A 26796-nucleotide genomic window follows, 5' to 3' on the forward strand; every position below is an offset into this window, starting at 1 on the left:
TAACGTTCGCTACGCTGTTGCCCGCTATACCGGGCCCAAGACGCCGAAATACGGTGCGACGGGTTCAGGCAGGGCAGGACGACATGGACGCGCGGTCGGACAGGAACGCAATACCGCTTGCTGTCGATCTCGACGGCACGCTGATCGCGACCGACCTGCTTTGGGAAGAGCTGTTCATCCTCCTCAAGAAGAACCCGCTTTATATTTTCCTCGTGCCTTTCTGGGTGGCCGGCGGGCCGGCGCGGCTCAAGCAGGCGATTGCCCAGCGCATCGACATCGATCCGGCATCGCTTCCCTATCGCGAGCCCTTGCTCAGCCGTATTCGCGCCGAACATGCCGATGGCCGCCGGATCGTGCTGGCGACCGGCACGCCGCGCAAATTCGCCGACGCCATTGCCTGCCATCTCGGCATTTTCGATCGGGTGCTGGCGACCGATGGGCTCGATAACCTGACATCGGGCAAGAAACGCGCGTCGTTGGTCGCGGCCTATGGTGATGGCGGTTTCGACTATGCCGGCAATAGCCGCCATGACCTCCAGGTGTTCGACGCGGCGCGCAAAGCGATCGTCGTCGCGCCCGACCGTCATGCCGCCCGCTGGCAGGCCGCGCATGGCGCCGAGACGATGCCGGCGCCAAAGCCGACCTTGCGCACCATTGTCAAGATGCTGCGCGTGCATCAATGGCTGAAGAACTCGCTGATCGCCGTGCCGATGGTGCTGTCGCACGAGTACTTCAACGTCAACATGATCTGGCAATGCCTGCTGGCGTTCATCTCGTTCAGTGCGGTGGCGTCGGCGATCTACATTCTCAACGATTTCTTCGACCTCGCGCTCGACCGCAAGCACGTCACCAAACGCAACAGGCCATTCGCCAGCGGCGCGCTATCGATTCCGTTCGGTCTCGGTGCGATCGCCGTGCTGCTGGCGGTCGGTCTCGGCACGGGCCTCTTCCTGTCGCCCGAATTCCTGGCAGTGCTTGGCGGCTACATGGTCGTCACGACAGCCTATTCGCTGTCGTTCAAGCGCATGCTGCTGGTCGACGTGCTGACGCTCGCCGGCCTCTACACGATCCGGGTGCTGGCGGGCGCGGCCGCGACCGGTGTCAACGTCTCGTTCTGGCTGCTCGCCTTCTCGATCTTCTTCTTCCTGTCGCTGGCACTCGTGAAGCGTTTCGTCGAATTGCGCACCACCGCCATCCCTCCCGGCGAGCGCATCGCCGGACGTGGCTATCGCACCGAGGATCAGGAGATCGTCGCGCAGGCCGGCATGGCTTCGGCCTTCTCATCGGCGCTGGTGCTGGCGCTCTACATGGACAGCGTTGCAGTGCGAGAGCTCTATCCGCATCCCTGGCTGATCTGGCCTCTGTCTCCGATCGTGCTCTACCTCACCATGCGCGTCTGGATCCTGGCGCGGCGGGACGAGATGAACGACGATCCGGTGGTCTTCATCATCCGCGACTGGCGCAGCCAGATCGTGGTGGCAATCGGCGCGGTGTTGCTGATCATCGGAGGCTGGTAGGCATGGCCGAGCGCTTCCACAGCTTTGGCCTGGCCACGCCTCCCGCAGAGAAGGCAATTCGCGCCAACGACGCCATCGCGCTGCTCAGGAATGGCCAGGCGACACCATCGTCTCTGCTGGCGTATGGCAATGGACGCTCCTATGGCGATTCCTGCCAGAACAGCGCCGGAGCGATCGTCGACATGCGGGGCTTGAACGGCATCCGCGCCTTCAACGCCGAGACCGGTGTGTTCGAAGCGGATGCCGGCGTGCTGCTGTCCGACATCATCGCGCATGCCGCGCCCTACGGCTTCTTTCCGGCGGTCGTTCCGGGCACGCAATTCGTCACGCTGGGCGGCGCCATCGCCAATGATGTCCACGGCAAGAACCATCACCGTCGCGGCACGTTCGGCTGCCATGTCGAGGGGTTTACCCTGCTGCGGTCGGATGGAAAGACCTATCGCTGTTCGGCGACGGACAATCCGCGTCTGTTCCGGGCCACGATCGGCGGCATGGGGCTGACCGGCCTGATCCTGTCCGCTTCGATCAGGCTGATGCGGGTGCATTCGCTCGACATCGTTGAAAGGGCGACGCCGTTTGGCGGCCTCGGCGACTATTTCGACCTGGCCGAGGCGGCGGATCTGGCCAATGAATACGCGGTGGCCTGGATCGATCAACTCGCCGGCGGACGCAAAAGCGGCCGGGGGTTGCTGTTCACGGGCAACCATGCCGAACACGGCTCGCATACGGCATCGCGCGGGGGCGGCAATCTGTCGGTGCCGTTTCAGCCGCCTTTCAACGTCCTCAACCGGTCGTTCCTGACCGCTTTCAACAGCGTCTACCGCTGGAGGAAAGGTCGCTCGACGACACCTCGCCAGACCGGCTATCAGGGCTTCTTCTTCCCGCTCGACGGCGTGCGCGACTGGAACCGGCTCTATGGCCCCAAGGGGCTCCTCCAGCACCAAAGCGTGGTACCTGAAGACGCTGCGCGCATTGTGGTGCCTGAACTTCTGGCAGCGGCCAGGCGGGCCGGTCAGGGATCGTTTCTCACCGTGCTGAAGCGCTTCGGCACGGTCCGCTCGCCCGGGCTGCTGTCCTTCCCACGGCCCGGCTACACGCTGACGCTGGACTTCCCCAGCAGGGGAGCCGCGACGCTTGCGCTGCTGGCGGAACTCGACCGCATCACTGTGACGGCCGGCGGGGCGGTCAATCCCTACAAGGATGCGCGCATGGGTGCCGCGACCTTTGCTTCATCATTCCCGGACTGGCCGAGGCTGGAAGCGTTGCGCGACCCGGCCTTCATGTCCGACTTCTGGGCGCGGACAGCCGCGAGCATCGACCTGCGCCGGCGCGGCGCCGAGGCGGCTGAATAGATAAAATTGGAATGAATCGTGATTAACCAGTGATTAATCCTGAGGTTTACTCAAAACATTGTTGTGAGTTCACGAAATCTTTTCAGATTTGTATTACTGGACATCACGGGGCGGGTGAGCAGATATGAAATATATCGTCTTCATACTTTTTACGGTCATGACCAATGCCGCGGCGCAGCTGATGCTGAAGCAGGGCATGATGTCGCTTGGGCCGATTTCGTTCGAAGGCGTCAATCCGCTCATCAAGCTCATGCAGATCGTCTTCAGCCCCTGGGTATTCCTTGGCCTGTGCACCTTCGTGATTTCGATGGCCTCCCATCTCTATGTGCTGTCCAAGGTCGAGCTTTCCTTCGCCTATCCCTTCCTCAGCCTCGCCTATGTGGCCGTCGCGGTCTTCGCCTATTTCGTTTTCCGCGAAGACCTCAATGGCTGGCGCATCGCCGGCATCGCTTTCATCTGCGTCGGCACGGTGCTGATCGCGCAAAGTGGTCGGGACCTGGGTGGGCAGGGACATGAGGACCAGACCGCTTCCATCGCGCCCGACAAGATCCCTGCAAACGAGATTGTTCGATGAGACACGTCATTTTCGGAGGCGACGGCTTCGTTGGCCGCCATCTGGCGCCTAAGCTTCTGGCCGATGGTGATGAGGTCGTTGTTGCCGACATCGTCAAGAGCGATCTTGCGCACTACCGCGCCGTCCGGTTCATCCAGTGCGATGTAACCGATCCGGCCTCGGTCGCGTCGGTGGGCCTCAAGGGCGACGACATGGTCTACAACCTGTCGGCCAAGATGCTGTCGCCGATCCAGGTGCGCGCCAAGCGGCATGACTTCTTCTTTCCGGTGAATTTCCACGGCACCGAACACATCCTGCAGGCCATGGACAAGGCCGGCGCGCCCAGGCTCGTCCACTACACGACCGACATGATCTATGGCCACACGGTGACCTTCCCGATGACGGAGGAGCACCCGGTGGCGCCGCTTGGCGAATATGGCTGGTCGAAGCAGAGGACCGAGGAACTGGCCGTCGAATGGCGCAAGCGCGGCATGTCGATCTCGCTATTCCGGCCGCGCCTGATCATCGGACCGGGCCGCCTCGGCATCCTGGAGAAACTGTTCAAGCTGATCGACTGGAACCTGCCGGTGCCGATGATCGGTTCGGGCAGGAACCCCTACCAGTTCATCTCGGTGTTCGACTGCGCAGAGGCCGCGCGTGCCGCATTCAAGGCCGGCGTGCCCAACGAGGCCTACAATCTCGGCTCGCTCAATCCACCGCCGGTCAAAAAGCTGCTCGGCGATCTCATTCGGCATGCCGGATCGAAATCGGTCCTGATTCCGACCCCTGGCTGGGCCGTCAAGCGCACGCTCGACCTGCTCGACCTCATGAACATGCCGATCATGGATCCGGAACAGTATCTGATCGCCGACGAGGAATGCGTGCTCGACGTGTCCAAGGCCGAGCGTCAGCTCGGCTGGGTGCCGCAATATCGCGACGAGGACATGCTGATCGCCGCCTATAGCGAATACCGCGCCAAGAAGGACGGCCACGCCGTCGCCACCAAACACGTTCCAGCCGAATAAGGCGACGAGGGGAGATTTCGAGATGACCGTCATGGCCAAACCGGAACAGACGACCGCACGCACCATGGTCAGTGCGCCGGCGCTGTCGCCCGCCACAACAGCCAAGCCCGACCTGATCAGCGTCGAGCAGGCCAAGGCGATGGATGTCGCCCGCATGACCGACCTGTTCAAGGCGCATCTCAACCCCGGGCAGCTGCATTTCATGAAGCTGCTCGGCTTCCACAAGATCAAGATCGAGCGTGCCGAAGGCATGTTCTACATCGACCAGGCCGGCCGTAAGATCCTCGATTTCTTCGGCGGGTTCGGTTCGCTGGCGTTCGGCCATAATCATCCGCGCATCCTCGAAGCACGCCGAAAATTCCAGGAGGAAAAGCGCCAGGAAATCGCCATCGCCTTCATGTCGCAATATGCGGCGGCGCTCGCGCACAACATCGCCAAATGCTCACCCGGCGAGCTCGACATGGTTTTCCTGGGCTCGTCCGGCTCGGAAGCGATGGAAGCGGCGGTGAAGCTCGCCGAACGCGCGGCCGGTCCGAAGCGGCCGAAGATCGTCTATGCCGAGAATTCCTTCCACGGCAAAACCAAGGGCGTGCTTGGCATCACCGATGGCCAGCTCTACCGCGCCGACTTCAAGATGGCCGACAACACGGTCCGCATTCCCTTCGGCGATATCGGCGCAGTCGAGCGCCTGTTCCGCACCGACCCGGAGGTGGGCGTCATCGTGCTGGAAACCATCCAGGGCGGTGGCGGCATCATCCAGGCGCCGGCGGAATACTGGCAGAACCTGCGCGCGCTCTGCGACCGCTATGGCGTCTTGTGGGTGGCCGATGAGGTGCAGTGCGGCTATGGCCGTTCGGGCCGTTTCTACGCCTTCGAGCACTATGGCGTCGTGCCCGACGTGACAGCGCTCGCCAAGTCGCTGGGCGGCGGCAAGGCGGCGGTCGGCGCCATGATCGCCAAGCGCGACGTCTACATGAAAGCCTACGGCACGCCGAAGACGGCGATGATCCACGCGATGGCGACCTTCGGCGGCATGGGCGAGGCCTGCGTCACCTCGATCGAGGCGCTCAACGTGCTCTATGACGAAGGCCTGATCGACAATGCCGCGGTCACCGGCGATTATTTGCTGACCCGCCTGCAGGCGCTGAAGGAGAAGTATCCGAAGATCATCAAGGATGTACGCGGCAAGGGCCTCATGGTCGGGCTGGAGTTCCACGACTTCTCGCAGACCTTGCCGATGGTGCTGCGTCCCGTGGTCAGCGTGCTTGACGACAAGCTCAAGGGGTCGCTGTCCGGCTTCGTCGGCGCGCTGCTTTTGCGCGACTACGACGTGCTCGTCGCTTTCACCGAATACAACCGCAACGTCATCCGGCTCGAGCCGCCGCTGATCTGGCAGCGCGAGCATGTCGACCGCTTCGTCGACGCCTTCGACAGCCTGCTGTCGCGCGGCATCGTGGCGATCGTGAAGGATTTCGTGAAAAGCCAGGTTCGCTAGCGATGCTGACCAAGTCACCCGCTCCGGAAAACCCGCTCGACCGGCTCACCGAAGCCGGCCTGGCGTGGGGCGAGGGGACTTATGCGCGGCTTGCGGCGCCGATCGGGGCCGCCGCTTTCGCGCTGTACATCCTTGTGACGGCGTTCACAGCCTGGGTGATGCCCGACGCCAACTGGGACATGCTGCCCTATCTCGCCATTGCCGAAGAGGGCTCCCATCCCGACCCTCAGGCCCTGCATGATTACGCCTATAGCACCGTTAAGGCCGGAGTGTCGGCGGGTGACTACAAGGTGCTGACCGACGATGGCGGCGGCTTCCGCAGCCACATGGCCGACAATGCCGCCGATTTCCATTCGCTGCTCGGCATGTACCGGATCAAGTTTCTCTACGCGGAGATCCTGTCGACGCTGAGCACGGTGATGTCGCCGGTCGAGGCGATGCGCCTGGTGCAGGTTTTCTCCGTGCTCCTGTTTGGCGCCCTCACGCTGCTTTGGCTGCGTTCGCAAAAGGCACTGGCACTGGCCCCGGTGGCAGGCGCGGTGCTGATCATGGCCGATTTCGGCGATATGGCGCGCGCCTCGACGCCCGATCTGCTGACCTCGGCATTGCTGCTGGGCGGGCTTCTCGCCTATGTCAGGGGCCGTGAGGCGGCAACGGCGATCCTGCTCTTCCTGGCTTTCATGGTGCGGCCGGACAATATTGTTTTCCTTGCGGTTTTCGCCGTGCTGCTGGTCGTGTTCTGGCAAAAGGCATGGGGCGCCCTGGCCGGCTTTGCCGCGTCACTGGTCGCGTACTTCGCCATTTCGCATTGGGCTCATCACCCTGGCTGGTGGCCGCATCTGTGGTTCTCCAGCATCGAGCAGCATTACAACATGGATGGGTTCGAGCCGGCTTTCTCGGTCACCGCCTATCTGAAGGCCTTTGCTACGTCGCTGCTGCGCGCCGTCAACATGAACAGCTGGATCGGCGTTTCCGTGCTCGCGCTGGCCGGCTGGTTCGCCGCTGACCGCGCAGGCTTCCGCCTTGATCGCCGTAGCGGAATCCTGTTCGCCGCGCTCGTGCTTGGCGCGCTGGCGAAGTTCACCGTTTTCCCGATCCACGATACCCGCATCTATTTCCCGCATCTGCTGCCGTCTTTCCTGCTGCTGGCGCCGCCGTTCATGGCGCTATGGGCGGCTGTTGCCCGTGGTCAGCATCGCCCAGCGCTGCATGTCATTGCCGGAGACAAATCATGAGTTCGCTATCCAGCGTGGCGCGCATCGCCCTGTCACTCGGCCTGCCTGCCGGCCTGCTCGATCGCGGACCCGCGCTGCGCGGCACGAAATTCCTGGCAAAGGCGGCGCTGAAGGCCCGTTTCGGGGGAACCAGTCGGCCGTTCCAGATGGTCAATGTCGGCGCCTGCGACGGCGCGCTGTTCGACGATGTGACGCCTTGGCTGCATAAAATTCCACGAGCCCGGGCCATGCTGGTCGAGCCGATCCCGTACAATCAGAAGCGGCTGCGCGCCAACTATCCCGACAAAAGCCGTTTCATCATCGAGCCGGTCGCGGTCACCAAAACGAAGGGAACGATCACCGTGCACACCTTCGATGCGGCGGCACTCGAGGCCGGCACGCTACCGATCGAGTTTATCGGCTGTTCGTCGGTCACCGACACCAATCTGATGTCGGGCAAGAACGCCTGGGGCGAGACCGACGCCAATTTCAACAAGTTCGCGCCACACCTCAGGGACATCGAGGTTGCCTCGGAGACCCTACAGACGCTGCTCGACCGCAACGGCATCACCCACATCGACGCCTTCCTTGTCGACTGCGAGGGCGCCGACTGGATGGTGTTCGAACAGCTCGACCTCCAGCGCTACCGCCCCGGCATGATCAAGATCGAGGTCGGCGCGCTGCCTGCAACCGAAATCGGCCAGGTCGTGGTCAAGCTGAAGACGGCGGGATACCAGGTCGGCTTCCAGGCCGAGGACATCTGGGCTTTCGCGTAGGCTTCCCAACGGCTAGGAGGCCTTGGCTAATCGCCGCCGGGAGTGGTGCCTCCGCGCCGTTCAGCCATATAGCGGCCCGGTGACGTGCCGAACGCCTTCTTGAACATCGTCACGAAGCTGCCGGCGCTTTCATAGCCGAGATCGAGCGCCACGCTCTGGATCGACGCACCCGCCGCCATCCATTGCAAAGCGAGCATGATCGTCAGTTGCTGGCGCCAGCGGCCGAAGCTCATTCCCGTCTCGCGAGCCAGGCTGCGCGCAAGGGTCCGTTCGCTGAGTCCGGCCCGCCGCGCCCATGTCTCCATGGTGCCGCGATCGGAGGGATCGGCCATCATCGCCTCGACGATGCGGCGCAGCCTACCGTCCCGGGGCATCGGCAAATGCAGCCGCTCGACCGGAGCGGCTTCGATTTCGTCGAGCAGCAAGGTTGCCAGGCGCGATTCCCGGCCGCCCTCGGGGTAATCGAGCGGGAAGCTGGCGGCGCGGATCAGCAATTCGCGCAGCAGTGGCGATACGGACAGGGTGCAGCAGGTCGACGGCAGGCGCGTCGCCATGGCTGCGTCGACGAACACATTGTAGCCCTCGATCGGCCCGGACGCCTTGATGGCGTGCACTGCGCCGCCAGGCATCCAGATCGCGCAATGCGGGGGTACCAGCCACAGTCCGCTGTCGACCTCGCAGGTGAAGACGCCGCGCAGCGTCAGCAGCAGCTGGGCCTTGCGGTGCGCGTGATGGCTGAGTTCGATGACGCCCGTCTCCAGCGTCATGCCATAGACCATGACCGGCCTCGGCACATCGTCCGGATTGGGAAAGTCGGCGGGCTTCGGATGGGTGTGCAGGACAGGCATGTGGGTCTACTAGTCTGCAAGGTTGGCAGGATTTCCAAACATTTTGTCATATTTCCCCGATGTCGCCAATCGCCTGGCGCTGTAGGGATGGCTGGAACCCAAGGGAAATGCCGGCAAGGGGCCCACTAGGTAATCATGGCGAAGAAGCACCGACGGTCGCGCTGAAGGCCTCACAATGCTTCCGCCAAAGCGCGGAGTGCCGCCATGAACAAGCCGATCGATAGCGCCGCCCTGTTGAGCGCCGCGGGCGCGATCGCGCCGCCGGCGAACTTCAGTGTGATTGGCCATCTCGATCGCGTAGCACTGCGCTGGCTGGCGGCCTCGCCGCTGATGTTCGCCGCGTTTGGCGATGCTTCCGGGCTGGGCATCACCCCTGGTGGCGGCGAGGCCGGTTTTGCCAATGGCGATACCTATGAATTGCGGCTGCCGATCGCGCGGCTTGACGATCCGGCACTTGCCGTGCCCGGCCAGGGGTTCGGCTCGTTGTTCCTGCTGCCTTGCGTCGGTGAGATGATGCGCGTCAACGGCACCGTGAGGGAAGTTCGCGACGGTGAAATCCGCATCGCGGTCGAGGAGTGCTATGGCCACAGCGGCAATGCCTTGATCCGCTCGCAATACTGGGCGGCCATGTTCGAGATGCTGGCGCCCGACGATGTCCGTGCCTTCATGGCCACCAGCCGCTTCATGGCGCTGGCGATCGTGGATGCAAGGGGGCGTGTCGAACTCAGCCCAAGGGACGATCCGGCCGGCATGTTGGCCCGGGTCGAGGCCGGTGGGGTTGTCTCCGGCCGGCCGGTCAACCATTCCGCCCGCCTCTTTGAGGTCCTGCCGCTGCCGCGAGCCGCCGCGATGGTTCTGGTCCTGGGGGCGGGGCAGGTCATCCGCGTGTCGGGCAGCGCGCGCATATCGGATCAAACTGCAGAGGGGCAATTCGTCTTCCAGGACGAGACGTCCATGCTGGCCGCCGTTCTTGACGATGCGGTTGCCGAAATCGGCGAGAGCGTGGCGCTTCTGCGCCTGGATTGCCGGTCCGGCAAGGTGTCCAGCGTGACCGGCGTCGCGAGGACGTTTTCCCGGCACATCACGTCCAATCAGGACAGGAGTTCAGGAGCCGCGTTGGCGCGTGCGGCCGTCTCGGTTCCCGGTGTCCGCGAACTTTTGAGGAAGGGCCTGGAAACGGAGGGCGGGGACAACCGTCTCCGGTAGCGCTGTGTCTTGATGTCCTGCCGGCCAATGGCGCCGGGCTGCTCACAACGGAGTTTAAGCCTTGACCGATTCTGCTGACCGTCTCCAGGAACCGCAACCGGGTTATGTCACGCGGACCCTCTTGCGATGGTTCATGCGCCCCGCTCGCGTCGCGGCGGTGTCGGCTGTTTCGGAGCATTTCCGGCTGGTCGATCTTGAAGGCGATGCGCTCAAGAACATTGCCTGGACGGTCGGCGAAAAGATCCAGATATCGATGGGGACCGGGCTGATGGCGCGGACATACACGCCGATATCTTGGGACACCGAGCGAGGCAGGACGCGGCTGCTCGCCTTCATGCACGGCGATGCTCCGGGCAGCCGATGGGCCGGTGGCCTGCGCGAGGGCGACACGTGCCAGTTCTTCGGTCCGCGCCGCTCGCTCGATCTCTCCGGTATCGAGGCGCCGCTGGTGCTATTTGGCGATGAAACCTCCTTCGCCCTGGCGGCGGCGCTCCGCACGCTCCAGTCGCCGCGTACGACCGTCATTTTCGAAGTGAGCGACGTTGCGGAATCCGGCCCCGTGCTGGAGGAGATCGGTCTGGGCGATGCCAACCTGACCGCGCGAGCGGCCAATGACGCCCATCTTGGCGCGGTCGCCGACAAGGTGGCAGCGCACGCCTCCACCGGCGCGCATTTCGTGCTGACCGGCAAGGCGCCGGCGATCCAGCATGTCAATCGGGCGCTCAGGGCGGCAGGCGTCGGCTCGTCGCGGATGAAAACCAAGGCCTATTGGGCGCCGGGCAAGACCGGACTGGATTGAGGCTTCGGCCGACGATTGTCATCCTGCGGCGTCGCGCGGTCGGCATTCGTTTATCTGGGTCGCTGGGCTCTTTCCCAATGTCGCAAACAGGCTTCATCTGGCCTACCGCTCCGCCCTATAGTCCGCGCGCTTTATCATTTTGGAGTCGCGGGCAATGGCAGAGTTTCCGAAAAAGGCGAAGGTCGTCATCGTTGGCCTTGGCGGTATTGTCGGCGCATCGATCGCCCATCATCTGATCGAACGCGGCTGGACCGACATTGTCGGCATCGACAAGTCGGGAATCCCGACCGACATCGGCTCGACGGCGCATGCCTCGGATTTCTGCTACACGACCAGCCATGATTTCCTGTCCTGCTGGACGACGCTCTATTCCATCGATTTCTACGAGAAGATGGGCCACTACGCCCGCGTCGGCGGTCTCGAAGTGGCTCGCGTCGGCGACGACAGCCGCATGGACGAGATCAAGCGCAAGATCGCCTCCGCCAAGTCTTTCGGCACCCGCGCGCGGCTGATCGAGCCGGCAGAGATCAAGGAAAAATTCCCGCTGATCGAGGAGCATCTGGTGCAGGGCGGCCTTTGGGATCCGGATGCCGGCCTCGTCATTCCGCGCTCGCAGACAGTTGCCGGCAAGCTCGTCGACCAGGCCGAAGCGTCAGGCAAGCTGAAGTCCTTCGCCAACACGCCGGCGAAGTCGCTGGTGGTCAAGGATGGACGCATCAGCGCCGTGGTGACCGACCGCGGCACCATCGAGGCCGACTATGTCATCGTTTGCGCTGGCATATGGGGCCGGCTGATCGCGGAAATGGTCGGCGAGGACCTGCCTGTCATGCCGATCGACCATCCGCTGACTTTCTTCGGCCCGTATACGGAATTCGCCGGCACCGGCAAGGAGATCGGCTGGCCGCTGCTGCGCGACCAGGGCAACTCGGCCTATATGCGCGATACGGGCGACCCCAAGACAGCCGAGGGCGGGCAGATCGAATGGGGTTACTACGAGGAGACCAATCCGCGCCTCTGCCACCCGCGCGATTTGCTGGAGAAAGATCAGGCGCGGCTGTCGCCGTCGCAGCGCGACCTAGACATGGAGCAGATCCTGGCCCCGCTGGAACGCGCCATGGAACTGACGCCGATCCTGGGCGAACTCGGCTACAACGAAAGCCATTCCTTCAACGGTCTGCTGCAGGTGACCGCCGATGGCGGTCCGTCCATGGGCGAAAGCCAGAAGGTGAGGGGCCTGTGGTATGCCGTCGCCATCTGGGTCAAGGACGGCCCGGGCATGGGCAAGCTCATCGCCGACTGGATGACCGACGGCCGTACCTCGATCGACCACCACGCCATCGACTATGCGCGTTTCTATCCGCACCAGACGAAGGAACAGTTCATCTGGGACCGCTGCACCGAAACGGCGATGAAGGTCTACAATCCGGCCGTGCACCCGCGCGAACCCTTCTCCAAGGGCCGTAATATCAGGCGTTCGCCGTTCTGGGAGCGCGAGAAGGAACTGGGCGGCTATTTCATGGAACTGGGCGGCTGGGAGCGCGCCCATGGCTATGCCGCCAACGAGCATCTTCTGGAAAAATACGGCAACCGCGTGCCGGTGCGCGAGAACGAATGGGACAACCGCCATTTCTGGCGCGTTTCCAATGCCGAGCACCTGGCGATGAGCGAGGATTGCGGCATCGTCAACCTCTCGCACTTCTCCATGTACGATGTTGAAGGACCCGACCATGTCGCGCTGCTGGAGTGGCTGTGCGCGGCCAAGATCGGCGGCGACAACAACATCGGCAAGGGCATCTACACCCACTTCCTCGACGAGGAAGGTATGGTGCGCGCCGACTTCACCGTCATCCGCATGGCCGACCGCTGCCGGGTGATCGACGGCGCCGATGCTGGCCCGCGTGACTTCCGCTACATGCAGCGAACCGCGCAGGACAAGGGCTTCGACGTCACCGTTACGGACGTGACCGAGAAATACGTCACCGTCGGCATCTGGGGCCCGAATGCGCGCACTACGCTGCAGAAGGTGGTCGAGAATCCCGATGGGCTCTCGCTGGAAAACTTCCCCTTCGCCGCGATCAAGCCGATCCGTATCGGCGGCAAGGACGTCACCGCCTTCCGCATCTCCTATGTCGGGGAGCAGGGCTGGGAACTGCATATGCGCTACGAGGACGGGCTTGCCGTCTGGGACGCGCTGCGCTCCACCGGGGTGATGCCGTTCGGCGTCGAGACCTATGCCAATACGCGTCGCATGGAAAAGAGCTTGCGGCTACAGAACGCGGACCTTCTGACCGAATACAATCTGCTGGAAGCCGATCTCGCGCGTCCGAAGGTCAAGGAGAACGATTTCTGCGGCAAGGCCAAGCATGTCGAGTATCGCGAGCGGAAAAACCAGCCGGCGACACTGTGCACGCTGGTGATGACCGAGAATACGGACTCCAAGGGCGTCGCGCGCTACCCGGTCGGCATCATGCCGGTGCTCGACCCGGTGACCGGCGAGACGCTGGTCGATGAACTCGGCCGCCGCTCCTTCACCACATCGGTCGCCTATGGCCCGACCATCGGCAAGAACATCGCGCTCGCCTATCTGCCGCATGCCTATGCGCAGGAAGGCCGCAAGCTCAACGTCGAATATTTCGGCGAGACCTATCCGGTCGAGGTCGCGGGCGTCGGCTACAAGCCGCTCTACGATCCGGAAAACCTCAAGCCGCGCAGCTAAGGCTCGGACGTATAATTCTTGAGTGTGAAAGCCCGGCCCAGGCCGGGCTTTTTCCTTTTGTATGATGAGATTCTCGCATAGCGTCGCGCGGGGCGGAGTGGACAGCTTGCAACGGTTCGGCTGGGATAAAAAGAGCGACGCGTTCGTGTTCAGAATGGATGAGGTTCCCGTTTATGTGAACTGGACTTTTGCCATTCCGGCCGTCCTGCCTTTCCTGACCGAGTGGTTGAAGCGACCTGGAACTGCCCTGACCCATACGGTCATACTCGCTGCACTTCTGTTCCTGTCGATACTACTGCATGAACTTGCCCACGTTTGGGCAGCGCGGCGGCGAGGCATCGGTACGGAAAGGATAGACCTTTACGTGCTCGGCGGAATTGCCTGGTTCAAACCCGGCAAGACTTCGCCCTATGGCTGGGCATGGATCGCATTCGCGGGTCCTTTGGCAAACATCATTCTGGCCCTGGTGTTCGTTGCTGCGTACCATCTTGTTGCCCGGCCCTTGCCGGTCGAGACGGACGCCTTTTTCAATTCGCCGCCTCCAAGGTCTGACACCATTCTGGAATGGGCGCTTTGGCTTGGAGTGCTTGTGAATACGGCTTTGGCCATCCTCAATCTCCTGCCGGCCTTTCCGCTGGATGGCGGGGCGATCGCCAAGCGATTGCTTACGCCGCGCTTTGGCGCGGGTAATGCTGCGCGGATCGTCGGCTTCTGCGGTGTCGTCCTCTCAATAGTGCGTTTTGTCGTCATGCTGGCAGCGGCAATAGCCGGGACCATGGTGTGGATCCCTCCGCCTTTCAAACCGAATTGGCGCGCGTTTCGTGGGCCAAGCCGAAAAAAGGCTCTTTCGCAGTTTCCGCCGGCCGATCCCGCCCCCGAAGTTGAATGGCGAGGCAAGGGCGGATGGCCCATCAAGAAGTGACCTGGACTGCCTGCCAGCGGCATCCGTTACCAAGGCTTTTGTATCTGGCGATTTTGGCCTAGCTTCACCCCATGTCTGCCTATGCTGGACATCTCCTTTCCGGCTGTGCCGCGCTGGCGCTAATGCTGTGGCCCGCGCCGGAATCCCGCGCCGACGAGCCGGTCGACGTCGAACTGGTGCTGGCGGTGGATGTTTCGCTGTCGATGTCGGACGAGGAGCTCGAAATCCAGCGTCACGGCTACGCGGCGGCATTGATGCATGACAATGTGCTGCGGGCGATCGCCGATGGCGCCCATGGCAAGATCGCCGTCACCTATGTCGAATGGGCCGGCACCACCTGGCAACGCGTCATCGTACCGTGGACGGTAATCGCAAGCCGGGATGATGCCGAGCAGGTGGTCGCGCAACTGTCCGCCCAGCCGCCGAACAGCGCCAGGCGCACCTCGATCTCCGGTGCGCTCGTGTTCGGCGCGGATCTCTTCGCTGAAAGCGGCTATCAGGGCACCAAGCGGGTCATCGATATTTCCGGCGACGGACCCAACAACCAGGGCGCGCCGGTCGATCTCATTCGCGACGAGGTGGTCAGGCAGGGCATCATCATCAATGGCCTGCCGCTGATGACCCGAAGCGGTTTTTCCGGCGGTTACGACGTCAACGATCTCGATCGCTACTACAGCGACTGCGTCATCGGCGGCCCGGGCGCTTTCATGATCCCGGTCAACGACTGGACACAGTTTCCCGAAGCCGTCCGCCGCAAGCTGGTGCTGGAGCTTGCCGGGCCGGCCTCGCCGCAATGGGCGGCCGAGGAGGCCGATCATCCGCCGGTGCTGCTGGCGCAGGACAAGCCCGCCACCGACTGCCGGATCGGCGAGAAAATGTGGCGCAGTCGCGGCTGGATGCCCGATAGCCGTTAGAGAAATTCCGGCTCGACCTCAGGCCCGGGAGCATTGGCAAATCGTCTGAGCCGCGCTATCCAGCCGGCGGGGGCCGCGGTTTAACCGAGGAAACATCAGATGAAACGCCTTGCCATACTGACAGCTGTCGCGTCGGTGCTTTTTGCCGATGGCGCCGTCGCCCAATACAACGACCAGCCCGCCTGCGTCATGTTCGAGCACGTGAATTTTCGCGGGCGAGCACTCGAAATGGGGCCCGACGATTCGGTAAGTTTTCGTGGCGGCCAGTTCTGGAACGACCGCGTGTCGTCGGTGTTCGTTCGCCGCGGCTGCACGCTCGTCGCCTATGAGGATACGGACATGGGAGGGCGATCGATCGAGATCAGGCGCAGGGCCCGCGAGTTGGGCGGCTTCTGGAACGACCGGATCTCGTCGGCCGAATGCTATTGCAGCGGCTACTGATGGCGTGGCCTGAGAGCTTCGTTCCATAAGGGCGACGGAAAGTCGAAGCGCGTCGCGTGATCGTGTCGACGCCGGGCCTTGGGCAGTCCCGGCGTTTCAAACAATGGCCGACTGCCCCGCCATCGCAGCCTGGATCATTTTTTCGAACGCCGTGGCCATACCGGTCATCGATGCGACCTCGCCCGCGGACCTGGGGACTCTGCCCGGCGTCTTGTTGGCGTCCATCAGGTAGGATTTGCCATCGTGAACCGCGAAATCGAACTTGCCGTAGTCAAATCCCAGTTCTTCGCGGCGACGGCGCAGGTCTTCGGGGACCGGACAAGGCTCGCTGCGAAACACGCTGGGACCCTTGACCATGGAGTCGCGTGAAATAAAGCGCCCGCAGAAATCATAGTCGCCGCAAAAGACCCAGAAGCGCAGAGCGAAGCCATCGCTCTCGACTTCGGGCAAGAACCGTTCGACGAGGAAGTCCGGGTCGGCAAAAAAATCCTCGGGCACGTCCGACGCCCGATCGAACAGCCGGTAGTCTTTCATGGCTTTTGCTGTGGGAAAGGGCGCCGGCCTACCGGCGCTCCGGGCCCGGCGATTGAGGCGCCATTCCGGGAAGCCGCCGCTGTTCAGGACAGATTTGACTATGACCGGTCCAGTCCAGCCGTCACCGCGCGCGACTCTTGCCTGGCTGATCCGTCCCTTCGAGATGTCGGTCACCGCAAGATTGAGGCAAAGCGGAAAGCCGCGCCCATAGTCGACATAGGCGGGGTCGACGCGCGTGGCGTCGACGTGAAGGACAGCGGCATCTCCCCTTATCCTGTTCGATGGCCCCCGCGCGATCGTCCAGGAGTGGCCGCGCATGCGCAGGTCTTCGAGAACTGCGTGGATCATATAGCCGCTTTCGGAACGGCGAAAAAACTTTCGTTCGATCAATCGGTCGAACTCGTGCGTTATCACCACGATGTGCGCCATGCGGCCCCCCGGCCATCTTTCGCTTCAGCAAGTGATAATATACTGGAATCCGCCGGGGCAAGTGCATAGCACGACAGTTGGGGGCGAGGGGCATGTCCGACCTGTGGGCCAATCTGTTCCGTACATGGGATCTCATAAAGCCGCCTCTGCGTCCGCCCGCCGACGTGGTCGGTGTGCTGAAACAGCTGATCGACACCAACAGCGCCGAGATGGCGCTGCTCGGCGTCACGCCGGAATTCGCACGGCTCGGCAAATCCCTGGTGGCGGTAGATGCCAACCCGCACATGATCGGTGCGCTGTGGATTGGCGATAGCGCAACCCGCAAGGCTGTTCTCGGAAACTGGCTCGATCTTCCATTGCCGGACAAGGGCGTCGACGCCATCGTCGGCGACGGTTGTCTTTCGGCCGTGGTGAGCGAGGCACAGCGGCTTCGCTGCCTCGCGGAAATGGCCAGGGTGCTGAGACCGGGCGGCCGGGCGGCAATCAGGCTTTTTGCGCGCCCGGCAGCGACCGAACCGCTCGATGCGATAAGGGCAGATGCGCTGGGCGGCAGGATAAAGGCGCTTGCCGAGATCGTGCTGCGTACCGCGCTGTCGCTTCCTGTCGCAGCGCCCGACCATGGCCTGAAAATGTCGGCCGTCCTGGACGCAATCAACGGGATGTTCGGCGACCGCAAGGCGTTGATGGCGGCAGGCGGATGGCAGCCGGATGCCTTCGCCTTCATCGACCTTTACAAGGGGTCCGATACGATCTGCTGCTGGCTGAACGAGGCCATCCACGTGGCGGAGGCTTCCCGTTACTTCGCCGACGTCAGTCTCGTGCCGAGCGGCACTTATCCGGTCGCGGATCGCTGCCCGATCCTTCTGCTTGGCTCGCCGCGACACTAGCGGAGACCCGCGTGCGTTTGCCAGATCACGGTTCTGGGCCGAGCGGGTCAAGTCACGCCCAGACCGAACACGTTCCTGTTGATTGACAGCCGCAGGCTGTCCGTGAACAATTTCCTCAATAGAAACAAAAGGGGAACCGATATGAACAGAGTTGCCGTTTTCGCCACTGCATTGACGCTTGCCGCCGGCCTGTCCGCGCCGGTGATGGCCGCGACATCGGTCACCATCGGCATCAGCGGCTGGACCGGCTTCGCGCCGCTGACGCTTGCCAAGCAGGCCGGCCTTTTCGAGAAGCATGGCCTCGACGTGACCTTGAAGAAGGTGCCGCAGGCAAGCCGTCCGCTCGCCATCGCCAGCGGCGACCTGCAATGCGCCGCCACCACGGTCGAGACGTGGCTGGTGTGGAATGCCAGCGGGGTGACCACCAGGCAGATCTTCCAGCTCGATAAATCCTATGGCGCCGACGGCATTGTCGTGCGCAACGACATCAAGACCGTTGCCGACCTGAAGGGCAAGAATGTCGCGTCTTCGGCGCCTGGGACGTCGCCCTACTTCCTGCTGGCCTGGGTGCTGAACAAGAACGGCATGTCGACCAAGGACGTGACCGTCGTAAACCTGGAGCCGGACGCGGCGGCGCAGGCCTTCCTTGCCGGCCAGAACGACGCGGCGGTCACCTATGAACCCTTCATCTCGGCTGTGCGCGACAAGGCCGACCAGGGCCACATCCTGGCGACCACGCTCGACTATCCGATGGTTCTCGACACGGTCGGCTGCACGCCCGAATTCCTCAAGGCCAATCCCGACGCCGCCAAGGCGCTTGCGGACAGCTATTTCGACGCGCTCGACCTGATCAAGAAGGATCCGCAGAAATCCTATGAGATCATGGGCGCCGACGTGAAGCAGTCGGCCAAGGAGTTCGAGGATTCGGCGAAATACCTGAAATGGGCCGACAAGGCCGAAAACAAGCAGTTCTTCACCAAGGAATTTCCTGAATTCTCCAAAACCGCCGGCGAGCTGCTGCTGCAGATGGGACTGATCAAGGAAGCCCCCGACGTCACCACGCTGGCCGACACCAGCGCGGTGGCGAACTGACCGTCTTGCCTTTGCCCATCACGCGGCGGCGCCCGGCGCCGCCGCTTTCTCGCGGACAAAGGATCCTGTGAAGATGCGCCCCCTGCATCCGGTGTCGCCGGGCATCCGAATGGTGCTCGGCATCTTGTTCTTCGTGCTGTTCGTCGCCTTCTGGGCCTGGATCACGCTTGGCGGCCACGTCAACCGCATCTTCCTCGCCGATCCGCTGTCGATGCTGAGGGACGGCTGGCGATTGCTGGTAGAGGACCGTTTCTGGCTCGACATACTGATCACCATCTGGCGGGTCTTCGGCGGCTTTGTGCTGGCTTCGGTCGTCGCCGTGCCGCTCGGCATCGCCATGGGCGCCTGGAAGCCGGTGGAAGCGTTTCTCGAGCCCTTTGTCTCCTTCGCCCGCTATCTGCCGGCCTCGGCTTTCATTCCGCTGCTCATCCTGTGGGCGGGCATCGGCGAACTGGAAAAGCTGCTGGTCATCTTCGTCGGATCAGTGTTCCAGATCATCCTGATCGTCGCCGTCAAGGTCGGGTCGACGCGGCGCGATCTGGTCGAGGCCGCCTATACGCTGGGCTCGACCAACAACGGCATCGTCAAGCGCGTGATCCTGCCGGCCAACGCGCCCGAGATCGCCGAGACGCTGCGGCTGGTGCTCGGCTGGGCGTGGACCTATGTCATCGTCGCCGAACTGATCGGCTCGTCTTCCGGGATCGGCTACATGATCATCAACAGCCAGTCGCGGCTGGCGACCGGGCAGATCATCTTCGGCATCATCGTCATCGGGCTGATCGGCCTGTTGTCCGATTTCGCCTTCAAGGCCTTCAACCGCTGGCTTTTTCCGTGGAGCCTGGCTTGAGCAAGCTTCTCATCGAGGGCGTTTCGCGCACCTTTGCCGGCGTGCGCGGCGGGCAACCGGTCAAGGCGCTGATGCCGATCGAGCTGGCAGTCGCCGCCAATGACTTTATCACCATACTGGGGCCGTCCGGCTGCGGAAAGTCGACGCTGCTCAGGATTGTCGCGGGGCTGGAAGCGCCCAGCGAGGGCCGCGTGCTGCTCGACGGCAAGGCGGTGACGCGTCCGGGACCGGACCGTGGCATGGTCTTCCAGTCCTACACGCTGTTTCCCTGGCTGACGGTCGCCGAGAACATCGCCTTCGGCCTGCGCGAACGCGGCATGGCCGACAAGGAGCGGGACGGGATTGTTGCCTCCTATGTCGATCTTGTCGGGCTGAAGGGATTCGAGAACCATTGGCCAAAACAGCTTTCCGGGGGCATGCAGCAGCGCACGGCGATTGCCCGCGCGCTCGCCAACGATCCTGAAATCCTGCTGCTGGACGAGCCGTTCGGAGCGCTCGACAACCAGACCCGCGGGCTGATGCAGGAACTGCTGCTCGGAATCTGGGAACGGCGCAAGAAGACGGTGCTGTTCGTCACCCATGACATAGAGGAGGCGATCTTCATGGCCTCGCGGGTGATCGTGATGAGCGCGCGGCCCGGCCGCATCAAATCGGACGTCGCCATCGACCTGCCGCATCCGCGCCACTACACGCTGAAGACCAGTCCGGAATTCTCCATCCTGAAAGCACGGCTGACTGAGGACATCCGCGCCGAAGCGATGCGGACGGCGCTGGTGCAACAGGGCTGACGGCCAGATCTCGGCATACGACTCAACCGGCTTGCGGGAGTTCGCCTTGCGGCAGCTTGGCGTTCACCAGCGCGATGCAGCCGTCGAGGCCATTTCCGATGGCTGCCTCGTCGTGACGGCGCTCCCAGTCCAGCCACAGCCCGTCCAGTGTCGCCATGATCGTGTCGGCAAGCGGCGTGACCGCGTCCGGTTCGCAGTGACGGTCGATCGCGACACCGCCCAAAAGCTCGCTCAGCCGCGCTCTGTAACTTTCGTAAAGCTCCCGCTCCACCGCAGCGATCTCGTCATGGGCGAGAGCGGCTGACCAAAGATCGATTCTGACCCGAAGATAGTCGCGCTTGAGGAAAACCTTGTTGAAGCCGGTTCCCAGGAAGGCTCGCAACTGTTCGATAGGGCTTTTTGACGATCTGCCGAGATCGCGCTGCGTCGCTTCGAACAAGGTGCGCGAGGCGTATCGGTAGGTTTCGACAAGCACCTCCTTCATGTCCTTGAAATGGTAGGTGATGTGTCCAAGCGAGATGTTGGAATGCTCGGCGATCTTCCTGGCCGTCAATTTCGCGTAGCCATGTTCCTGGAGGCACCGGAACGCCGCCTCGATGATCTCGGTCCTCCGATCCTGGGGGGATCGGATCACATGCGCTTTTCGTTCCTGGGGCAACGCGGACGCTTCCTTCCCTGAGATGTCGGCCGTCAAGCCGCTAGGCGGCCTCTGCCCAAGCTGCCTGTTTATGTGCCTGGCAGCAATGTCCGTTTCAATATCAGTTGACAGGCCTGTTTGTACATATGTACAACTCGCGGGAACTGGTACATCTGTACAATTCGTTGCGGGTGGGAACCTTGAGCCGGAGCGCAACAAACAGGAGGAGTGGATGTCGCATGGCGCCTGGGTGGACGCGCGAAACTGCGACCGCAGAGTCCTGCGCGACATGCTCGGTTCTTTCATGACCGGCGTTACGGTGGTGGCCGCGCGCAACGACGAGGGTCGACCAAGCGCGCTTACGGCGAACTCGTTCACTTCCGTGTCACTGGATCCGCCCTTGATCCTTGTTTGCCTGGCGAAGTCGTCGACGAGTTTGGGCGTGTTCAGCCGGGCGGAGCGCTTCAGCGTGAACATACTTGGCGGTTGGCAGCGTGATCTTTCGGCCGCCTTCGCCTCGCGCAGTCCGGCCAAGGACGCCGCACTTGAGACGCTTACGCAGGGCAGTCCACCGACGGTCGATGGCAGCCTTGCCACCATCGCCTGCACGCAACATCAAGTTGTCGATGCGGGCGACCACATCATCCTGATCGGTGGCGTGACGGCATTCACGTCCAAGGCTGGCGAACCACTCGGCTTTTTTCGCGGCGCCTACTTCGATTTTGGACCAGCGGCCTCGGGCGATCAGGTCCTTTGGCCCATAGCCGCATCGCGAGGGGCTGCGGCTCCAGAAAATGCTGCCGGCTAACTAATCTGTATGATGACGAGGAACTTTTGATGGATTTCAACCACTTCCTGTCGAGTTATCTGCCGGATCCGGCCTATGGCGGCACCCGGCTTTACCGCGATATGATCGAGCAAGCCGTGTGGGCTGAAAAGGTCGGGTATCGCGCGGTGTCGATCCCGGAGCATCACCTCATCAACATCCTGCTCGTGCCATCGCCGCTGCAACTCGCGGTGCGCATCGCCGCCGCCACGAGCAGCATCAAGCTGGTCACCTCCATCGCCGTGCTGCCGGTGCACGACATGCGAACCTTCGCGGGTGAGGTGGTGCAGGCAAGCATGTTGTGTGATGGCCGCCTCGTGCTGGGCGTGGGACGAGGCGCTTTCGCCTATGAAGTTGCCCGGCTGGGAACGCCGATCGAGCAGACACGGGCGAAGTTCGAGGAATCGCTCGCGGTGTTGCAGGCGCTGTTGACGCGGGAGGAGGTTTCCTGGGACGGCGACTTCTACAAATTCGAGCCGATCACCATCATGCCGCGGCCCGAAACCGAGATACCGCTGATGATGGCGGTGATGGCTCCCGAGGGAATCGAGGCCTGCGCGGGGCAGGGCTACATGGTCCAGACCACGCCTCTGCAGGCGGCCCATTCGGTGCTCATGGAACAGGTGAACGCGTTCAAGAGGGGAAAGGCCCTGGCCGAGCAGAACGGCAAGTCGAGCAGACTGTCGCTGATGCGCGGCATCTATCTGGCACGCAACGCGGCCGATGCAAGGCGAAAGCTGGAACTGGCCTACAGCTACTATGAGAGGTTCGACAATGTCTTCTCCGGCCCCGGCATCGTCGACAATGGGTGCATAAGGCCGCTGCCGCGCCGTCAATCGATCGAGGACCTTGGCCGCAGCCTGATCATATGCGAGGCGGCCGAAATGATCGATCGCATATCGGCATATGCCGAAGCGGGGATCGATGAAGTCATCATGTCCAGCAATTTCGGCCAGCCGCAGGCGGAGACGCTTGAGATGATGGAGCGCTTCTCGAACGAGGTCATGCCCAAGCTCGTCGATTCACGAGAACAAACAGCCGCCTGATCAAACCTTTCAAAACCGGAGAAATGAAAAAATGCCCATCATAAGAGTGGAAATGTTCACCGGCCGCACGGTCGAGCAGAAACGTCAGTTGTCGAAGGCACTGACGGAGAGCTTCATCAGTGTGTGCGGCGGCAAGCCTCAGTCGGTCCACATCATCATCGAGGACGTGTCGAAAGGCGACTGGGCCATAGGCGGCGAATTGTGCTCGGATCTCTATCCTGACCAGAAGCCGGCGGGGAGCGCCTGAGGTGTCGGCAATGAGCAAGGCAGTAGATTGCGTCCACTCCGTCGATGGCAGTGGGCCGGCACTCTTCCTGATCCATGGGATCGGCGCGCGCCGTACCGGCTGGTCGAGACTGGTGGAGGCGCTGAAGGACAAGTTCACCTGCATCTCCTACGATCTGCGCGGTCACGGAGACTCGCCGCTTCCTTCGGATCGTTTCGGCCTTGAGGATCTGGTCGACGACCTGGAATTGCTGCGCGCCAAGCTTGGCATCGAACAGGCCCATATTGCGGGCCACTCGCTCGGCGGTATGATCGGGCCTGCCTATGCAAGGCGTTTTCCCGAACGGGTCATTTCGGTCGGTCTGCTGTCGACCGCCGCCTTCCGCACCGACGACGACAGTGCCAAGGTCAAGGCGGTCGTGGCAGCGATGCGCGAGCGCGGCATCGGTCAGGTGCTGGACACGCTGACCGCACGCTGGTTCACCGATGACTTCGCCGCGCAGCGGCCGGAGGTCATAGAGTGGCGCAAGAAGCAGGTGATGGACACGCCCGCCGAGGTGTTCCTGAACGTCTTCGATATCTATGCCGAGACAGAAATGGGTCCATGGCTGCACGAGGTCTCGGCTCCGTGTCTCGTGCTCACCGGAGAGTTCGATGGCGGCTGCAACCCCCGCCTCAACAGGCAGATCGCCGAAGCGCTTCCACATTCAGAACTGGTGATCCTGGATGGGCTGAAGCACGCCATCCTGATCGAAGCGAGCGACCGCGTCGCGCCGCCTGTGCGACAGTTCCTGCTTGCCAATCCCTGACAGACAGCGCGGCTGTTTCCGGATCAGGCCGCCAGCAACTGCTTGCGGTCGACGCGCTCCTGCTGCGGCGAGCGGGCGTAGAGCTCGCGGTAGCATTTGGAGAAATGCGAGGCCGAGACGAAGCCGCAGGCGACCGCCACCTCGACCACTGGCATAGACGACTGGATCAGCAGGTGCCTTGCGCGGTCGAGCCGGATTTCCAGATAGTAGCGGGCAGGGGAGCGGCCCATTTCGGTGCGGAACAGGCGCTCGATCTGGCGGCGCGACAGGTCGACATGGTCGGCGATCTCGATCAGCGACAGCGGTTCGGAGAGATTGCCCTCCATCAGCTCGATGATGGTCAGCACTTTCGAGTTCTGCACGCCCAGCCGTGCCCGCAGCGGCAGGCGCTGGCGGTCGGTCGGGCTGCGCACCCGGTCGGTCAGAACCTGCTCGCAGACGCGGTTGACGAGGCTTTCGTCGAAATCGTCGCCGATCAGCTTCAGCATCATGTCGAGCGCGGCGGTGCCGCCGGCGCAGGTGTAGATGTTCTGGTCGATCTCGAAGAGGTCGGCAAAGACATTGGCTTTGGGGAACGCCTCGGAAAAGCCCGGCAGGTTCTCCCAATGGATGGCGCAGCGCTTGTTCGACAGCAGGCCGGCGGCGGCAAGGATGTGCGCGCCGGTGCACAGGCCGCCGACGGCGACACCGCGATTATACTCCTCGCGCAGCCAGGCGAAGGCCGATTTGTTCTGATAGCGCTCGACATTGATGCCGCTGCAGACGATGGCCATGTTGGGCCGGTCGGGACCAGCCATCTTCTTGCGCTCATCCTCGAGCGATGTGTTGACCGCGCATTCGACGCCGTTGGAGGCTCGCACCGGCTTGCCGTCAATACTGGCCAGGCGCCAGCGGTAGGCTTCGTAGCCGAGCATGCGGTTGGCGGAGCGCAGCGGGTCGAGCGCGGTCGCAAAAGCGATCATGGTGAAATCGGGGACAAGGAAGAACACAAACGATCGCTTGATCGGATGCTTGACGGCGTTCACGGGAACCTCATCTGGCGATGACGCGAACAGGATGTCGCGAATAGCATAGCGACATCAGGAAAAACCATGCTTGTCAATCGGCTACACCGCCCGCGCGAGATTAAATTTGCGACATGGGTCGCAAATGGGCAATTGTAGTGCGTGATCGCCGGCATGACAGCGGCAATCGCTCTTGCAAAGGGGAAGCGTGCGGCCGGACGCAACAAAAACGCCGCCGTGGCAGGAGCCAGGCGGCGTTACAATCCTGAAGCAGCGGCAGGGACGCGCTGCCTCGAAAAATCAGGCGACGAAGCCGAGACGGGCGGCAGCCATGGCGCCGGTCTGGCCGGGCATGGTGTTGGCCAGGCGCTGACGCTCCAGAGCGGTGGTCAGGTTCATTTCGCGGCGGGCGAAGAGGCGCGTAAAAAGCTTCATGATCATCTCCAATCGGTTGCTCAGACGGGTCGCCTTCGCTTGATGGAGTGGGGCAGCTCGTTTGCTGGCGGTGATATAGGCTTGTGTGAGCGGAAACTAAATCGCAAAAGCGAAACGCTTGATATGAAAAGCGACACCGAATGCGACATGTTTGGGCGGGTGGTCAGGATTTTCGCTTAATTTACAGTCTGTTAGATAGAAATTCGGGCGCTATGCAGCTTGCTCATATGCGCCATGCAGCCGCCGCATGGCTCCTGAATTTGTTTGCATACAAATGAGAAGGCCTGCCGGGCGGGTGGCGCGGCAGGCCTTCAGCACAAGGTACACACGGTTTACTTTGCTCCAGCCCAGGATCCGATGCCATTGCGAATGCCAGTCTTGGTGTCGGATGCCTCGGGCCAGCCGATATCCTTCTGCAGTTCGATCGGCAGGGAACGGATGGCGCGTTCGGTCTGGTAGCGGGCCCGGGCCGCGCTGAATTCGGTCGCGATGCGGCCGAGGGACGACAGGATAGACATTTCTTTCTCCTTTGCGCCGGAGAATCCCCGGCAGCGGCTGTTTACGTCAGGTCTGTTTCCAGCTTCACTTCATGTCGATTGCGGGACTGTGTCGGGGTCGTTTCATGGCTGCTTATGGCAGCATCCTCAATCGATGCAGTTGACTATGCTCCCGATCTCATGTTCAATCAAACGAAATGGAATGATGCTTTGTATCAGAAAAATTGAAGGCTGACCGCCATGAACGCCCCACTCAATCATCCGCTGCCTTTGCTCGATCTCGATGTTTTGCGCACTTTCGTGGCGATTGCCGAGACCGGCAGCTTCACCACGGCCGCCAACGCCGTCTTCCGGACGCCGTCGGCGGTATCGATGCAAATCAAGAAGCTGGAGGACATTCTCGGCCGCTCGGTGTTCGCGCGCGACGCGCGTTCGGTGACGCTGACAACCGATGGCGAAATGCTGCTCGGCTACGCCCGTCGGCTGCTGTCGATCAACCGCGAGGTGGTGTCGAAATTCATCATTCCAGACATTGTCGGCGTGGTTCGTCTGGGCTCCCCGGACGATTATGGCGAGCGCGTGCTGCCGCATGTGCTGAAGCGTTTCGCGCAGTCGCATCCCTCGATCGCGGTCGACGTCACCATCGACCAGAGCAGCAATCTGCGCCGGCGCATGGACGACCGGGCGCTCGACATCACGCTGTTGACGAATTCCTACAAGACCAGCGCGCTGGGCGCCGAGGTGCTTCTGACCGAACCGATCGTGTGGGCAGGCGCCAAGGGCGGTTGCGCGCATCTGCGCGAACCGCTGCCCGTATCGCTCTGGGAAGAGGGCTGCGCCTGGCGGGCCGGCGCGCTCGATGCGCTGGGGCGCGAGGGCCGCAACTACCGTGTCGCCTATATGAGCGCGCATACGGCCGGTCAGCGCGCCGCCATCATGGCCGACCTCGCGGTCGCGCCGCT

General features: G+C 62.6%; 28 protein-coding genes. 22 read left to right on the plus strand and 6 right to left on the minus strand.

Annotation, left to right across the window (positions count from 1 at the left end):
* Positions 1-83: 83 nt before the first annotated feature.
* From J0I79_RS10135 to J0I79_RS10165, 7 genes are all read left to right on the plus strand, one after another.
* The gene (locus J0I79_RS10135) at positions 84-1517 is read left to right on the plus strand and encodes a UbiA family prenyltransferase (RefSeq protein ID WP_292857059.1); all 1434 of its coding nucleotides are present in this window, start codon (positions 84-86) and stop codon (positions 1515-1517) included.
* A gap of 2 nt (positions 1518-1519) precedes the next feature.
* A complete protein-coding gene (locus J0I79_RS10140; protein WP_292857061.1) occupies positions 1520-2869 on the plus strand; it encodes an FAD-binding oxidoreductase in 1350 nt (449 codons plus the stop codon).
* Positions 2870-2993: 124 nt separating this feature from the next.
* Positions 2994-3443 carry an EamA family transporter gene (locus J0I79_RS10145; RefSeq protein WP_292857063.1) on the plus strand — a complete coding sequence of 150 codons (450 nt, stop codon included), beginning with the start codon at positions 2994-2996 and terminating at the stop codon, positions 3441-3443.
* Positions 3440-4447, plus strand: a complete 1008-nt coding sequence (locus J0I79_RS10150; RefSeq protein ID WP_292857065.1) for an NAD(P)-dependent oxidoreductase — start codon at positions 3440-3442, stop codon at positions 4445-4447. The genes J0I79_RS10145 and J0I79_RS10150 overlap by 4 nt, the downstream gene beginning before the upstream one ends.
* A 22-nt stretch (positions 4448-4469) precedes the next feature.
* Positions 4470-5942 carry an aspartate aminotransferase family protein gene (locus J0I79_RS10155; protein ID WP_292857067.1) on the plus strand — a complete coding sequence of 491 codons (1473 nt, stop codon included), beginning with the start codon at positions 4470-4472 and terminating at the stop codon, positions 5940-5942.
* Between the two features lie 2 nt (positions 5943-5944).
* Positions 5945-7177, plus strand: a complete 1233-nt coding sequence (locus tag J0I79_RS10160) for a hypothetical protein (protein WP_292857069.1) — start codon at positions 5945-5947, stop codon at positions 7175-7177.
* The gene (locus J0I79_RS10165) at positions 7174-7932 is read left to right on the plus strand and encodes an FkbM family methyltransferase (protein ID WP_292857072.1); all 759 of its coding nucleotides are present in this window, start codon (positions 7174-7176) and stop codon (positions 7930-7932) included. Before J0I79_RS10160 ends, J0I79_RS10165 begins: the two co-directional genes overlap by 4 nt.
* A 26-nt stretch (positions 7933-7958) precedes the next feature.
* Here the strand turns inward: J0I79_RS10165 and J0I79_RS10170 are convergent, their stop codons facing one another.
* A complete protein-coding gene (locus J0I79_RS10170; protein ID WP_292857075.1) occupies positions 7959-8780 on the minus strand; it encodes a helix-turn-helix transcriptional regulator in 822 nt (273 codons plus the stop codon).
* A 204-nt stretch (positions 8781-8984) separates the two neighbouring features.
* Between J0I79_RS10170 and J0I79_RS10175 the strand changes: the two genes are divergently transcribed.
* From J0I79_RS10175 to J0I79_RS10200, 6 genes are all read left to right on the plus strand, one after another.
* A complete protein-coding gene (locus tag J0I79_RS10175) occupies positions 8985-9986 on the plus strand; it encodes a hypothetical protein (RefSeq protein WP_292857078.1) in 1002 nt (333 codons plus the stop codon).
* Positions 9987-10119: 133 nt separating this feature from the next.
* Entirely contained in the window at positions 10120-10785 is a 666-nt protein-coding gene (locus tag J0I79_RS10180) for a siderophore-interacting protein (RefSeq protein WP_292857081.1), read from the plus strand.
* A 154-nt stretch (positions 10786-10939) separates the two neighbouring features.
* Positions 10940-13501, plus strand: coding sequence for an FAD-dependent oxidoreductase (locus tag J0I79_RS10185; RefSeq protein WP_292857084.1), 2562 nt, complete (start codon positions 10940-10942; stop codon positions 13499-13501).
* Between the two features lie 106 nt (positions 13502-13607).
* Positions 13608-14423: a site-2 protease family protein gene (locus J0I79_RS10190; RefSeq protein ID WP_292857086.1), complete on the plus strand. Its 816-nt coding sequence runs from the start codon at positions 13608-13610 to the stop codon at positions 14421-14423.
* Between the two features lie 71 nt (positions 14424-14494).
* Positions 14495-15337 (plus strand): DUF1194 domain-containing protein, encoded by an 843-nt coding sequence (locus tag J0I79_RS10195; protein WP_292857088.1) that lies wholly within the window; start codon positions 14495-14497, stop codon positions 15335-15337.
* 99 nt (positions 15338-15436) lie between these two features.
* Positions 15437-15778, plus strand: a complete 342-nt coding sequence (locus J0I79_RS10200; RefSeq protein WP_292857092.1) for a peptidase inhibitor family I36 protein — start codon at positions 15437-15439, stop codon at positions 15776-15778.
* 96 nt (positions 15779-15874) lie between these two features.
* Here J0I79_RS10200 and J0I79_RS10205 read toward each other — a convergent pair whose 3' ends face one another.
* A complete protein-coding gene (locus J0I79_RS10205; RefSeq protein WP_292857096.1) occupies positions 15875-16741 on the minus strand; it encodes a hypothetical protein in 867 nt (288 codons plus the stop codon).
* Between the two features lie 92 nt (positions 16742-16833).
* Here J0I79_RS10205 and J0I79_RS10210 point away from each other — a divergent pair, with 92 nt between their 5' ends.
* From J0I79_RS10210 to J0I79_RS10225, 4 genes are all read left to right on the plus strand, one after another.
* The gene (locus J0I79_RS10210) at positions 16834-17628 is read left to right on the plus strand and encodes a methyltransferase domain-containing protein (RefSeq protein ID WP_292857099.1); all 795 of its coding nucleotides are present in this window, start codon (positions 16834-16836) and stop codon (positions 17626-17628) included.
* Positions 17629-17769: 141 nt separating this feature from the next.
* Entirely contained in the window at positions 17770-18720 is a 951-nt protein-coding gene (locus J0I79_RS10215; protein ID WP_292857102.1) for an ABC transporter substrate-binding protein, read from the plus strand.
* Between the two features lie 73 nt (positions 18721-18793).
* Positions 18794-19567, plus strand: a complete 774-nt coding sequence (locus tag J0I79_RS10220; protein WP_292857105.1) for an ABC transporter permease — start codon at positions 18794-18796, stop codon at positions 19565-19567.
* Entirely contained in the window at positions 19564-20355 is a 792-nt protein-coding gene (locus J0I79_RS10225) for an ABC transporter ATP-binding protein (RefSeq protein ID WP_292857108.1), read from the plus strand. The genes J0I79_RS10220 and J0I79_RS10225 overlap by 4 nt, the downstream gene beginning before the upstream one ends.
* Before the next feature lie 22 nt (positions 20356-20377).
* Here J0I79_RS10225 and J0I79_RS10230 read toward each other — a convergent pair whose 3' ends face one another.
* Complete coding sequence (locus tag J0I79_RS10230; protein ID WP_292857111.1) at positions 20378-20989, minus strand: TetR/AcrR family transcriptional regulator; 612 nt, start codon at positions 20987-20989, stop codon at positions 20378-20380.
* Positions 20990-21224: 235 nt separating this feature from the next.
* On the opposite strand from J0I79_RS10230, the gene J0I79_RS10235 reads away from it, so the two are divergent.
* The 4 genes from J0I79_RS10235 to J0I79_RS10250 are packed head-to-tail and all read left to right on the plus strand — an operon-like array spanning position 21225 to position 23898.
* A complete protein-coding gene (locus tag J0I79_RS10235; protein WP_292857114.1) occupies positions 21225-21800 on the plus strand; it encodes a flavin reductase family protein in 576 nt (191 codons plus the stop codon).
* Between the two features lie 29 nt (positions 21801-21829).
* Entirely contained in the window at positions 21830-22864 is a 1035-nt protein-coding gene (locus J0I79_RS10240; protein WP_292857117.1) for an LLM class flavin-dependent oxidoreductase, read from the plus strand.
* On the plus strand, positions 22839-23111 hold the full coding sequence (locus J0I79_RS10245) for a tautomerase family protein (RefSeq protein ID WP_292857143.1): 273 nt from the start codon (positions 22839-22841) through the stop codon (positions 23109-23111). Before J0I79_RS10240 ends, J0I79_RS10245 begins: the two co-directional genes overlap by 26 nt.
* Before the next feature lie 10 nt (positions 23112-23121).
* The gene (locus J0I79_RS10250; RefSeq protein WP_292857120.1) at positions 23122-23898 is read left to right on the plus strand and encodes an alpha/beta hydrolase; all 777 of its coding nucleotides are present in this window, start codon (positions 23122-23124) and stop codon (positions 23896-23898) included.
* A gap of 23 nt (positions 23899-23921) precedes the next feature.
* Here J0I79_RS10250 and J0I79_RS10255 read toward each other — a convergent pair whose 3' ends face one another.
* The 3 genes from J0I79_RS10255 to J0I79_RS10265 all read right to left on the minus strand — a co-directional run bounded on the left by J0I79_RS10255 (position 23922) and on the right by J0I79_RS10265 (position 25855).
* Positions 23922-24923, minus strand: a complete 1002-nt coding sequence (locus tag J0I79_RS10255) for a GlxA family transcriptional regulator (protein ID WP_137933181.1) — start codon at positions 24921-24923, stop codon at positions 23922-23924.
* Positions 24924-25202: 279 nt separating this feature from the next.
* A complete protein-coding gene (locus J0I79_RS10260) occupies positions 25203-25337 on the minus strand; it encodes a hypothetical protein (protein WP_292857127.1) in 135 nt (44 codons plus the stop codon).
* A 332-nt stretch (positions 25338-25669) separates the two neighbouring features.
* Entirely contained in the window at positions 25670-25855 is a 186-nt protein-coding gene (locus J0I79_RS10265; RefSeq protein ID WP_027061621.1) for a hypothetical protein, read from the minus strand.
* Between the two features lie 219 nt (positions 25856-26074).
* On the opposite strand from J0I79_RS10265, the gene J0I79_RS10270 reads away from it, so the two are divergent.
* On the plus strand, positions 26075-26796 hold a 722-nt coding region (locus J0I79_RS10270; RefSeq protein ID WP_292857134.1), incomplete at its 3' end, for a LysR substrate-binding domain-containing protein.

Source organism: Mesorhizobium sp. (assembly GCF_017306585.1).
GTDB lineage: Bacteria > Pseudomonadota > Alphaproteobacteria > Rhizobiales > Rhizobiaceae > Mesorhizobium.